We start from the raw sequence: 12,766 nt of genomic DNA on the forward strand, positions 1-12,766 counted from the left end.
ACATGTGTGGAATCGTTGGATTTGCGGGAAATAGAACGGCCTGTGGCAAACCCCTTGAGGTATGCATGCAGGGATTGAAACGCCTTGAATATAGGGGATATGACTCGGCGGGTGTCGCCTTGGCTGCCCCTGGAATGGACAGGGTCGCCTGGCGCAAGAAGGCAGGGCGTCTGGATAGGCTGGTCGATGACCTGAAGGCCAAGCCAATGCCCGATGCCACGGTTGCGATCGGCCATACGCGCTGGGCCACGAATGGTGTTCCGAGCGATGTGAACGCCCATCCCCATATGAGTCAGGACGGCAAGATCGCCGTGATACACAACGGCATCATCGAGAATGCCTCGGAGCTCAAGTTCAATCTCGAGACTGAGGGCTACACCTTTGCATCAAGCACCGATACCGAGGTGGCGGCAAAGCTGCTGGGCAAGATCGCCAACGAGATCCTGGACAGGGAAGGCGCGCCGGATCTATTCAAGGCCATGCGCCGTGTGGCGCGCATGCTCACCGGCGCATTCACGCTCCTCGCGGTGGACAGCCGCCAGCCGGACATCGTCGTCGGCGCACGCCATGACTCCCCTCTGGTCGTAGGCCTTGGAGATGGCGAGAACTACCTTGGGTCGGATGTCGCGGCCTTCGTCGCATATACCAAGCATGCGATGGAACTTGGCCAGGACGAGGCCGTATGCATCAGTGGAGACACCGTCGTGGTCACCGACTTCGAGGGCAACGTCGTTTCGGATCCCAAGCGGTTCACCGTGGACTGGGATGCTTCCGCTGCAGAGAAGGGTGGATGGGATTCGTATATGGATAAGGAAATCCATGAGGATCCCGCCGCGGTCTCCGAAACCCTTCTCGGCCGTTTCGATCCCAAGGGCAATCTCGATCTCGACGAGGTGCACATTGACGAGGATGTCTTCCGTCAGGTCGACAAGATCATCGTGATAGCATGTGGGACTGCCTCATATGCTGGGCTGGTCGCCAAATACGCGATCGAGCATTGGGTCAGGATTCCCGTCGAGGTCGAACTGGCGCATGAGTTCCGATATCGCGACCCGATTCTGACGCCAAGGACACTGGTGGTTGCGATTTCCCAGTCAGGCGAGACCATGGACACGCTCATGGCCCTTCGACACGCCCGTGAGCAGGGGTCACGCGTGCTCGCGATCTGCAATACGCAGGGTTCCACGATTCCACGCGAGTCCGATGCCGTGCTGTACACGCATGCCGGACCAGAGATCGCGGTCGCTTCGACAAAGGCTTTCGTCGCGCAGATCGTCGCCGCATATCTTCTGGGCCTATATCTCGCTCAGGTCAAGGGCACCATGTTCCGCGACGAGATTCGTCACATCGTCACCGATCTGAAGGCCATGCCCGAGAAGATCCAATGGGTTCTTGACACTCAGGCGGATACGGTGAGCAAGACCGCCAGACAGATGCTCAACGCGCACTCGTTCATCTTCCTGGGCCGTCATGTCGGTTATCCGGTCGCCATGGAAGGTGCGTTGAAGCTCAAGGAAATCGCCTACACATTCAGCGAGGGCTTCGCTGCCGGGGAATTGAAGCATGGTCCCATCGCGCTGGTCGATGAGGGCGAGCCGGTCGTGTGCATCGTTCCAAGCCCCCGTGGCCGCGATGTGCTGCACAGCAAGATGATTTCCTCCATCGAAGAGGTGAAGGCCCGCGGTGCGTTCACGATTGCCATCGCCGAGGAGGGCGATGAATCGGTTGCGAACTATGCCGATGTCACCTTCTGGCGTCCTCAGTGCCCGACCTTGCTCAGCCCACTCGTCGATGTGGTTCCGTTGCAGCTCTTTGCCATGGATATGTCGATGCTCAAGCAGAACGATGTCGACAAGCCCCGCAATCTTGCGAAGTCTGTGACTGTGGAATAGCGAGGTCGGCAAGTCAAAGGCAGCGTTCACGCAACAGGAGTTCAAGACCATGGAAACTCTCGAAAAACGGCATCGTTGGGTCACGGACGAACCCACGATACCGTTTCCATTGCGAATTCTGTATCAGAATGACGCCATCGTGGCTGTCGACAAACCCCATTTCCTCCCTACCACGCCGCGCGGCATGTGGTATCGCTCAACGGCGCTCATGCGGCTGCGCGAGATGTTCCATAACGACCAGATCACCCCAGCGCACCGACTTGATCGGGCCACCGCCGGTGTCGTGCTTTTCGTGAGCAGACCTGAACTGCGCGGCGCATATCAGATGCTGTTTCAACATCATCAGGTGCGAAAAAGCTATGAATGCATTGCTCCGGCACGCCCCGTGCAACGGCCACACTTTGGCACAGTGCAGCCGCTCGATGTGCCCTCGGTTTTTCCGCTGAAGCGCATGTCTCGCATCACCAAGCATCGCGGCATTCTGCAAGCGTTTGAATCAAGCGGCACGGCAAACAGCACCACGATTATCGAACTATCAGACAACCAGGATGCGGTGCTCGCAGCAAACGAGCATCTGCTCTCAACGCGAGGAGAAGTCGCGGCACATCAGCTGTATCGCGTCTATTCGCTCCGACCGCTGACAGGAAAGACGCACCAGCTTCGCGTCCATATGAACTCAATCGGACTGCCCATTGCAGGTGATGATCTCTATCCAAGCATTCGCATGCATGCCAATGCAGACGGTACAGCCGCACCTGACGACTTTGCACATCCCTTGCAATTGGTGGCACGAAGCCTCGAATTCATCGATCCAATCAGCAATGAATTGCGCCGCTTTGAATCCGAAATCCCCTTGGAAATCAGAGACGAAACGACGTTCAGCGCAATTCCTGCACCGAAGAGCGTTCGACAAGCTCGGCGGGAATGACCCGCTTTATGCCAACCTCCGGCGGTTTGCCTTCGCATGCCTGAAGCACCATCGAAAAAGCCTGTTTTGCGATCTCGGAGAAATGAAGTCTCATCGTTGACAGTGTCAAATGGGGGACCGTTCCGCACAAGGAATCATCGACTCCGATCACGCTGATATCCTCCGGCACTCGCTTTCCCATGCTGATGATGCCCTGAATCGCACCGTAGGCCATCTGATCGTTGGAGGCAAAGATTGCGGTGCAATGCGGGTCTTGTGCCAACCTTCGGCCCGCGGCATAGCCGCTGTCGGCATTCCAATCACCCTGAATGACTGCGGGAATCGGTCTGTCTTGCTGCACGAGAGTATCCTTCCAGCCTCGCTGACGGCTCACCGCCGCCTGGGAATGCTGCGGACCGGCGATGTGATACACGGTCTTATGGCCTTTGCTGAGCAGATAGTCAGTTGCTGTTGATGCACAGCCATATTGGTCATCATCAATGGTCGGGCAATGATCTGCCGGACCTTCGGTTATCAAGATGACTGGTAGATCCTTGGGAGGGACGAAACCGGCAAAATCTCCGACGCGCTGCTCCAACACGAGAATTACGCCGTCGACCGGCAATTTTTTCATCTGTTCCACGGCGTGCTGCAATGGTTGCTCAATGTGGGAGTCCATGGTCAGCACGGTCGTTGCATATCCGCGTGATACGGCGCATGTGGTGATGCCTTCCAAAATGCTCATGTTGCCATAGGTGTTCATGTTGAACATCGCAACGCCAATGTTCATGAAACGGCCATGCTTCAAGGCCCTTCCCGCAAAATTCGGACGGTATCCAAGCTTTTGCATCGCTTGCTGCACTCGGTCTCTGGTGGCCGGCTTCACTGCCTGGCTGCCATTTGAAACTCGGGACACGGTTTGAGGCGAAACTCCTGCTTCTTTTGCAACGTCTTGCATAGATGCCCAACGGGCGCGTTTTCCTGCCATTGTTCCTGTATACCTCACTTTCTCTACTTTTTGAGTGGAGCCGGTTGAATATTTCATCGCATAGTGCGAAAAGCTCAGGCAATGCTATAATGGTTGCGTAAACATTTCTTAGGATCTCCCACAAGGCTGTGTCATCGAAGACAGGCATATGGGGTTTCAAGCGAGAAGAGGGTGACCTATGACGGTACCTGGTATTCCAACAGTAAGGAAGGCAAGCTCCCTGCGAAAGATGAAAATGGGCGGAAGCAGCTGGGACTGGCGTGGCTGGAAGTTCATGCTGCCTTTCGCCTTGGTGTTCGTCTTTGTCTTCATCGTGCCGATCATCTATGCCATTTGGATTTCGTTCTACCAAACGCGCATGATCGGCGGAACCGTGTTCGTGGGCTTGGCAAATTATGTGCGGCTGATCCAGGATGCGCAATTCTGGAGCAGCGTTCGGCGTGTAGCACTATTTACGATAGTCCAGGTGCCCATCATGCTGTTTCTGTCCGCTGCAATGGCATTGGCGCTTGACAGCATGAAACTCCACGGTTCGCGATTCTTCCGCATATCGACATTCCTTCCCTATGCGGTGCCCGCCGTGGTGTCCACATTGATCTGGGGCTTCGTATACGGCGCAAAGTATGGTCTTGTCGGTTCAATCAACGACTTCTTCGGAACGAGCCTCGACGTGCTCGCCCCATCGGTGTTGCTCGCTGCAATCGGCAACATCGTCACGTGGGAGTTCACCGGATACAACATGCTGATCTTCTATTCAAGCCTTTCGACGATTCCGCATTCGCTCTATGAAGCGGCATCCATTGACGGAGCAAGCGAGTGGCAGATCGTTCGTCGCATCAAATTGCCTGAGCTGCGAGGATCTCTTGCAATCACGGTGATCTTCAGCATCATTGGCAGCTTCCAGCTCTTCAACGAGCCAAGCATCCTGCAGAACATGGTTCCAGGAAACGCGGTCACCACGTATTACACACCGAATATGTATGCCTACAACCTGAGTTTCTCAGGCAACCAATCCAACTATGCGGCAGCGCTGGCCATCGTCATGGCCATCATCACGATGGGCATCGCCTATGCCGTCCAGCTTCGTAGCATGAGGGAGCAGATGAAGTGAGCGAAATACAGAACAAGTCAACAAGCTCTGTGCTGCAAGCAACGGAAGTCGAAGACTTGCGAGGCGTTGAGCGCCAATCGAGAATAAACGAAAAGAACCGCGCGCGCAGAACCTCACAGGATGAGCGAGCCGAACGTCGCAGAGCCAGCAAGTCAGGGTTCTCAAACCCAGCGAATCCGCGCCGTTCCATGCTGCTGACGCTCATCTGCGGTCTGTTCGTCATCTACTGCCTCTTCCCATTCCTGTATCTGCTGGTGAATTCCACCAAGACACAGGGCGATTTCACATCGACTTTCGGGCTCGGTTTCGGCCATGAGTTTGCGCTCTGGGACAATCTCAAAACCGTGTTCACCTATCAAGACGGCATATTCGGCAGGTGGCTCATCAATACGCTCCTTTATGTGGTCGTTGGTGCGGGCGGAGCAACGTTGCTCGCGATCATGGGCGGATATGCGTTGGCAAAGTTCAGATTCCCTGGCAGAAAGGCCGTGTTCGTAGTCGTCATCGGTGCGATCAGCGTGCCAGGCATCGCCTTGGCCGTGCCTCAGTTCCTGCTCTTTGCAAAGCTCGGACTCACCAACACACCATGGGCAATGATCATTCCAAGCCTTATCAGCCCCTTCGGCCTCTATTTGATGTGGATTTTCAGCGATCAGGCCGTGCCTACAGAGCTGCTCGAAGCGGCGCGCGTCGATGGCGCCGGAGAGTTCCGCACTTTTTGGCAAGTAAGTCTGCCGTTACTGGCACCTGGCATCGTCACAACTTCGCTGTTCACGATCGTCGCCACATGGAACAACTACTTCCTGCCATTGATTATGTTGAAGGATTCCAGCTGGTACCCATTGACGATAGGTCTGAATCAATGGAAGGACCAGGCCAGCACTGCTGGAGGCCAGGCGATTCAGAACCTTGTCGTCACCGGTTCGCTCGTAACGATCATTCCTCTTGTCATCGCGTTCCTGCTGCTGCAGCGGTATTGGCAGTCGGGTCTCGCCGCTGGCGCAGTGAAAGAATAGTGAAAGAATAATGAGGCTAACATCATGAAACAACTTGGAATGCATGATTCGCCGTCTTCGCGAAGACCCTTGCGCTGGCCCCGACCATTGGCAGGGTCCTCTGAACGCATCTGGTACGGCGGCGATTACAGCCCTGAGCAATGGCCTGAAGATGTCTGGGACGAAGACGTTGCACTCATGAAGCAGGCTGGCGTGAACCTCGTTTCCGTCGCCATCTTCTCATGGGCGAAAATTCAGACAACGGAAGACACTTGGGATTTCGACTGGCTTGATCGCATCGTCAACAAGCTGGGAGAGGCGGGCATTGCCGTTGACCTGGCAAGTGCCACGGCATCGCCCCCTCTCTGGCTTACGCAGAAGCACCCGGAAATACTGTGGCGTGATGAGCGAGGCGACATCTGCTGGCCAGGTGCACGCCAGCACTGGCGCCCCACCTCGCCGATATTTCGCGAATATGCGCTCGCGCTCTGCAGAAAGATGGCAGAACATTTTCGCAGCAACCCCTATGTCGTGGCGTGGCACGTCGGCAACGAATATGGCTGCCACAATCGCTTCGATTATTCCGATGATGCGATGCATGCATTCCAGGAATGGTGCAAGTTCCGCTATGGCAATATCCAGGCGGTGAACGAGGCTTGGGGAACGTCGTTCTGGTCTCAGCAGATGAGCGATTTCAGCGAAATCATCCCACCTCGCTTCATCGGTGAAGGCAACTTCATGAATCCTGGGAAACTGCTCGATTTCAAGCGATTCTCGTCCGATGCCTTGAAGGAATTCTTTATTGCAGAGCGTGACGCATTAGCCAGCATCACTCCAAATCGCCCGCTGACCACGAATTTTATGGTCAGCGCCACAGGTTTTGCACTGAATTACGATGATTGGGGGAGCGAAGTCGACTTCGTTTCGAACGACCATTACTATCTTCCTGGAGAAGCGCATCTTGATGAACTTGCCTACAGCGCATCGCTGGTCGATGGCATTGCGCGCAGACGACCGTGGTTCCTCATGGAACATTCCACCGGCGCAGTTAACTGGCGGCCGGTGAACTATGCCAATGAAAGCGGGCAGCTCATATCTGATTCCCTGGCGCATCTGGCTTTCGGTTCGAATGCAATCTGCTACTTCCAGTGGAGGCAATCGCGCTCAGGTGCAGAGAAATTCCATACCGCAATGCTGCCGCACGCAGGGAGAGATACCCAGATTTTTCGCGATGTCTGTGAGCTTGGCAAAGATTTGCAGTTGCTGTCGGAATCTGGACTGACAGACACAATATTGCATAAGTCCGAGGTTGCCGTGGTCTTCGATTACGAGAGCGAGTGGGCGAGCGAACATACCGCCACGCCGACCCAGCGCGTGCGGCACAGGTCCGAGCCTTTGGACTGGTTCCGCGCATTGCTTGACAATGCCGTCACCGCCGATATGGTGCCGATTGCCGCGGATTGGGAGTCGTATCGGACGGTCGTGCTGCCATGCGTATATCTCTTGGACGAGCGCAACACGCAGCGCGTCCACGATTACGTCGAGGCAGGCGGCAAGCTTGTCGTAACGTATTACACGGGGATCTCGGATGCCAACGATCGCGTCTGGCTCGGCGGATATCCTGCTTCGATCAGCGATGTGGTCGGGGTCAGTTCCGAAGAATTCGTGCCCTTGGGTGCAGATCATGAAGGAACTCTGGAGCACCTGGATCTGAGCAATGGAACGGTGGCTCAGGACCTTGCTGACCGCATTGCGCGAACTGCTGATTCCACGCAGATTCTCGCCACATATCAAGCGCCTGAATGGACTGGCATGAATGAGGTTCCTGCGATAACCGTGCATCCATATGGTTCGGGAAAGGCGGCTTATGTAGGATGTCGGCTGGGAAGACGGGGGATTGCGAAATCCTTGCCTGAACTGTTCGAAGTCATGGATCTGGATCTTGGGCAACTCGGTGCCGGAGCGTCTCGCATTGCTGAGGGTGACGCGGCGAAGGTGCTGCGCGTTGAGCGCATCAACCAAGAAACGGGCCAGCGTTTCGACTTCGTTTTCAACAGATCCCACGAGTCGGCAACGGTGCCGATCGACGGCAAGTTGCTGTTGCTCTCGCGTGCTGCCGCAGTCAATGAATCCGCGCATGCCGAGAACGATGTCAACGCCGCGTCTCGGTCGGACGCTGTATCTCGGTCGAACACTGTGTCTCGGGCCAACGACATGTCTCTGATTCAGCAGAGCGTGACTCAAGATGCTGTGGCTCAGTTGGCCGTGCCTCGATCAAAGGTTCCGCAGTCAGTCGTGCTGCAGCCAAATGGGGTGGCGGTTTCAACAGTCAACTAGCGATTTCGCTGAGTCGAAGGCAATTCCTTCGGCTCTCCGCGCTGTTCGCGCAAACAGGGGAAAGAAGCTTCATCTACGAAAGAAACTCCAAATTGTTTGCGCAAACATATTGGATAATGATATCGTAAACATAGTTGATATTCCAATGATTTTAATAAGAATTGAAGAGTTATGGGCTCACGTGGAAAAGAAGCTGAGAAGCAACCGATCTGTGGGGCAAAATATCAATAAGGAGAATGAACAATGAAGTTCACAAAACGAGCAGTCGCCTTGGTCGGCGCTATGATCATGCTTGCTCCACTGGTGGCATGCGGATCGGGAAGTTCCTCGAGTTCCAGCACTGGCACGACCTCGATTACCGTGTGGTCATGGGATTCGACGGTGCCTCTTACCGTGGCCGCATTCGAGAAGGCCAATCCAAACATCAAGGTCAAGGTCACCAACGCAGGTACCAACAAGGATGAATATACCGCTCTGAACAATGCAATGTCAGCAGGCAAGGGTGCGCCGGACATTGCCCAGATCGAATATTATGCGCTGCCTCAATATGTGATCGGTGGGGACTTGGAGAACCTTTCCAGTCTGGGCGCATCGTCTTACAAGAGCTTCTACACCCCTGGCACATGGAGTTCGGTCAACATCAATGGCGGAGTATATGCATTGCCTATGGATTCTGGACCAATGGCGCTGTTCTATAACAAGGAAGTCTTTGACAAGGCAGGCATCACCTCGGCCCCGACAACGTGGGACGAGTATTACCAGGACGCGAAGAAAATACGTGCAATCGGCTCGTACATCACGTCCGATACCGGTGATGCCGGCTTCTTCGATTCCATGACCTGGCAGGCGGGCGCCACTCCGTTCGCAACCAGCAAGGATGGGAAGACCGTAACCATTGATCTCACTTCGGATGCAGGCGTGAAGAAGTGGGTCAGCTACTGGCAGAAGATGATTAGCGAAGGCTTGATTGACACCAAGACCGCGGGCTGGTCGGATGACTGGAACAAGAGCCTTGGCGATGGCTCCATTGCGTCCTTGCTCACCGGGGCTTGGATGCCGAATGATTTGCTGTCGGGAGCTCCTGAGGCATCTGGCAAGTGGAGAGTAGCGCTCATGCCAACGTGGACTTCGGGCAGCACGGCTAATTCCGAGAACGGTGGTTCTTCACTCGCGGTCATCAAGTCGAGCGATGACGCGAAGGTCAAGGCCGCATACAAGTTCGTGCAATACGTTACGCACAACTCGGCCGGCATCAAGACCAGGGTCGATGCCGGAGCGTTCCCATCCGACACCAAGACGCTTGCATCCAGCGACTTCTTGGATAAGACCACATTGACGGATTCGAATGGCAAGACCAACGAATACTTTGGCGGTCAGGAATACAACAAGGTGCTGGCACAGGCTGCATCTGATGTGGTTACCGGATACAAGTTCCTTCCCTTCGAAGTGTATGCCCGCAATGTTTTTGCCGATGATGCCGGTGCCGCGTTCACCGGTAAATCGATTACGCTGAGTCAGGGCATTGCCGCTTGGCAGGCGAATCTCAAGAAATATGCTGAAAGTCAGGGTTATACCGTGAAGTGACGTACGGCAATGACTCGAGATTCCAAGTTTTGAGAGTTCATCAAAGTACAAAGACCCTATTTTTGGCTTAACTTCGACGAGAACAAGCCAAAAATAGGGTCTTTGTACTTCCACTAGTTCTCAAAACTTGCAAACTCGAGACGATATCTCTATACATTGCTAGAAACGACCACATATCAATGAGAACTTACCGATTTCTGTTCCGATCATAGATCATCTGCATGCCCTTGAAGATCAGATTGGGATCATAGATGTCAATGACGTCCGTTTCTCCTTCGATGATGCGTCCGAGGCCGCCGGTTGCGACGACCTTGAAGCTTTCGTTGGTTTCGGCTCGGAACTGCTTGACCGTGCGCTCGATTCCGCCGAGGAAGTTATAGAACAATCCCGCCTGCATGGCCGTTCTCGTATCGGTGGCGAAAACAGACTTGGGTCTGGTGATTTCGACCTCGGGCAGCTGTGCGGTCTTGTTCGACAGCGCCGAGGCTCCACTTCGGATGCCGACCGAAATGAGGCCGGCTGTTATCGTTCCCTTGTCGGTCACATAGTTATAGGTGGTGGCCGTGCCGAAATCCAGAACCAGCAGCGGTCCGCCATACGATCCATATGCCCCTACGCAGTCGCACAGGCAATCTGCGCCGAGCGATCGTGGATCATCCATGCGAATGTTGATGCCGGTCTTGATGCCAGGGCCAACCACGATTGGCTCAACGCCAAAGAACTTGATGATTGCAGCGCGGAATGAGTGCATCACGTTGGGCACCACGGAAGAGATGATCACATCTTCAACATCGTCGTTGGAGTAGCTGCTCATCTGAAGGAATCCGCTGATCATCATGCCATATTCATCGGAGGTGTGGCTCACCGAGCTGGTCATGCGGTAGTTGGCAACGATGTTGCCGCCTTCGAGAAAGCCGAGCACAATGTCGGTGTTTCCAATATCAACGGCAATCAGCATAAGCAGTCCTTTTCCAATGCAGGCGCGTGTTCTCTGTCACTGTATCGCAACTTGAAGCGACTGCCGAACGTGAGCCGGCCGATTGCGCATGATGTACAAATTCACTTCGCGGGAATTGCCGGGAACGCGCTATCATGGTGGGGTGATGGTCGACCTCATAAGGCGGCCAATCAGCATCACACCGCTAACGTTGACGGATGCGACGGATTGCCGTGAATGGGGGCGAGTGCGATACATGCAAATAATTCAATATGTAACACACAAGAGAGAGCATAATGGCTGAAAACTCAAACAGCGGGGATGCGACGAGCACCACGACTGAATCAACGGAACAATTCAAGGCTCAGGGCATTGCGCCAGATTCAAACGATCAGGCAGATCTAGGCAGTCGCAATGTGTCAGGCGATCAGTCAGGATCGACTGACGAATCACTGAATTCATATCAGAGGCAGCGCAAAGGCATGCCATCCTGGGCATGGATCATAGCTGCGATAGCAGCTGTGGCGATTGTAGTTGGGGGCGTGTTCGCATATCAACGCAACAATTCAGGCAGCGATGCCGCTGCCGCATCAGACTCGATTGCCATTGGACTGACACTGGCTCCAACCAATCTTGACATTCGCAATGAGGCGGGTACCGCTCTCGATCAGGCTCTGATCGGCAATGTCTATGAGGGTCTGGTGGCTCGAAATTCCGAAAACACCGTCATTCCTGCACTGGCGAAGTCATGGACGGTATCCAGCGATGCCAAGACCTATACCTTCGAGCTCAATGCCGACGAGCATTTCTCGAACGGCGATGCCTTGGATTCCAAAGACGTTGTCTGGTCGCTCGACTCGGTGATCAAGAACGAATATCAGGATTATCAGGTTCTTGCCAACGTTGACTCCATTGCTGCAGATGGTGCGAATACCGTTGTCTTGAAGCTCAAGAAGCCTGATGCGACGCTGCTGTGGAACCTCACAGGGCGAGCAGGTCTCGTCTTCGACGAGGACGCTTCGTATGATGCCAAGACGCAGGCCATTGGTTCTGGCCCATATTTGCTGAAAAGTTTCAAGCAGAACGAATCGTTGACCTTGACGGCCAACACGAAGTACTGGGGAAGTCACCAGGCAAAGACCAAGACGGTCGTGCTCAGATACATCACGGACACCAATGCTGCAATCAATGCGCTGAAGGGCAACAGCATTCAGGTCCTTGCCCCGATAACGGAGAATCTCTCCGCATCGATTGCAAAAGACAGCAATTATGTCGTCAAGGCTGGCAACGACACCGACAAGTTCGTGCTTGCCTTCAACGGCAAGGGTTCGAAAACATCGGACAAACGCGTTCGAGAGGCAATTCGCTATGCGATTGACAATAAGGCACTGATTTCTTCGCGTGGTGGTGCGGACGCAGCTCTAGGCGGTCCGATTCCATCGTTGGATCCCGGATATGAGGATCTCACGAATCTCTATCCATACGATCAGTCGAAGGCTAAGAAGTTGTTGGCCGAGGCCGGATACAGCACTTCCAATCCATTGAAGCTCAACTTTGAATATGCGAATATCTATGGCACCGATCTTGGCAATCAGCTCCGTTCACAGCTCAAGGCCGTAGGCATTGACTTGAATGTCAAGGTTGTCGAGTTCTCTGCCTGGCTGCAGGATGTCTATACCAACAAGAACTATGACCTTTCTTTGGTCGACCACAACGAAAGTCACGATTTCTACAATTGGGCCAATCCCGAATACTACTTCAATTACGACAACAAGCAGGTTCAGGAACTCTATGCCAAGGCTGTCGCGTCCACTTCGGATGCCGAGTATGAATCGTATCTGAAGAAGGCTGCCCGCTTGGTTTCCGAAGATGCGCCTGCTGACTGGCTGTTCAACTACCGCGTCACCACGGCATATCGCAAGGGCGTCACCGGCTTCCCGCTCAATCTCAACCAGTCGCTGCTGCCTTTGTGGAACGTTCAATACAAGGCCTAAGGACCGTTTGCAACCATGGAA

Annotated in this window: 9 protein-coding genes; 7 read left to right on the plus strand and 2 right to left on the minus strand. The window is 54.3% G+C overall.

Going from position 1 to position 12,766, the window contains the following annotated elements:
• Positions 1-2 precede the first annotated feature (2 nt).
• Both glmS and QN062_RS09570 read left to right on the plus strand, forming a co-directional pair.
• The gene (gene glmS, locus QN062_RS09565) at positions 3-1,892 is read left to right on the plus strand and encodes a glutamine--fructose-6-phosphate transaminase (isomerizing) (RefSeq protein WP_369342597.1); all 1,890 of its coding nucleotides are present in this window, start codon (positions 3-5) and stop codon (positions 1,890-1,892) included.
• A 49-nt stretch (positions 1,893-1,941) separates the two neighbouring features.
• Positions 1,942-2,820 (plus strand): pseudouridine synthase, encoded by an 879-nt coding sequence (locus QN062_RS09570; RefSeq protein WP_369341569.1) that lies wholly within the window; start codon positions 1,942-1,944, stop codon positions 2,818-2,820.
• On the opposite strand, the gene QN062_RS09575 is transcribed toward QN062_RS09570, so the two are convergent.
• Positions 2,771-3,757, minus strand: a complete 987-nt coding sequence (locus QN062_RS09575; RefSeq protein WP_369341570.1) for a LacI family DNA-binding transcriptional regulator — start codon at positions 3,755-3,757, stop codon at positions 2,771-2,773. The genes QN062_RS09570 and QN062_RS09575 overlap by 50 nt on opposite strands.
• A 259-nt stretch (positions 3,758-4,016) precedes the next feature.
• On the opposite strand from QN062_RS09575, the gene QN062_RS09580 reads away from it, so the two are divergent.
• The 4 genes from QN062_RS09580 (at position 4,017) to QN062_RS09595 (ending at position 9,814) form a co-directional block, all read left to right on the plus strand.
• Entirely contained in the window at positions 4,017-4,898 is an 882-nt protein-coding gene (locus tag QN062_RS09580; RefSeq protein ID WP_369342598.1) for a carbohydrate ABC transporter permease, read from the plus strand.
• Positions 4,899-4,954: 56 nt separating this feature from the next.
• Complete coding sequence (locus QN062_RS09585) at positions 4,955-5,914, plus strand: carbohydrate ABC transporter permease (protein ID WP_394854724.1); 960 nt, start codon at positions 4,955-4,957, stop codon at positions 5,912-5,914.
• Positions 5,915-5,938: 24 nt separating this feature from the next.
• Entirely contained in the window at positions 5,939-8,230 is a 2,292-nt protein-coding gene (locus QN062_RS09590; protein ID WP_369341571.1) for a beta-galactosidase, read from the plus strand.
• Positions 8,231-8,473: 243 nt separating this feature from the next.
• The gene (locus QN062_RS09595; RefSeq protein ID WP_369341572.1) at positions 8,474-9,814 is read left to right on the plus strand and encodes an ABC transporter substrate-binding protein; all 1,341 of its coding nucleotides are present in this window, start codon (positions 8,474-8,476) and stop codon (positions 9,812-9,814) included.
• A gap of 187 nt (positions 9,815-10,001) precedes the next feature.
• Here QN062_RS09595 and QN062_RS09600 read toward each other — a convergent pair whose 3' ends face one another.
• Positions 10,002-10,772, minus strand: a complete 771-nt coding sequence (locus QN062_RS09600; protein WP_369341573.1) for a type III pantothenate kinase — start codon at positions 10,770-10,772, stop codon at positions 10,002-10,004.
• Positions 10,773-11,047: 275 nt separating this feature from the next.
• Between QN062_RS09600 and QN062_RS09605 the strand changes: the two genes are divergently transcribed.
• Positions 11,048-12,745, plus strand: coding sequence for an ABC transporter substrate-binding protein (locus QN062_RS09605; protein ID WP_394854706.1), 1,698 nt, complete (start codon positions 11,048-11,050; stop codon positions 12,743-12,745).
• The last annotated feature ends 21 nt before the right edge of the window (positions 12,746-12,766 follow it).

Origin of the sequence: Bifidobacterium sp. WK012_4_13 (genome assembly GCF_041080835.1) — a bacterium.
Lineage (GTDB): Bacteria > Actinomycetota > Actinomycetes > Actinomycetales > Bifidobacteriaceae > Bombiscardovia > Bombiscardovia fermentum.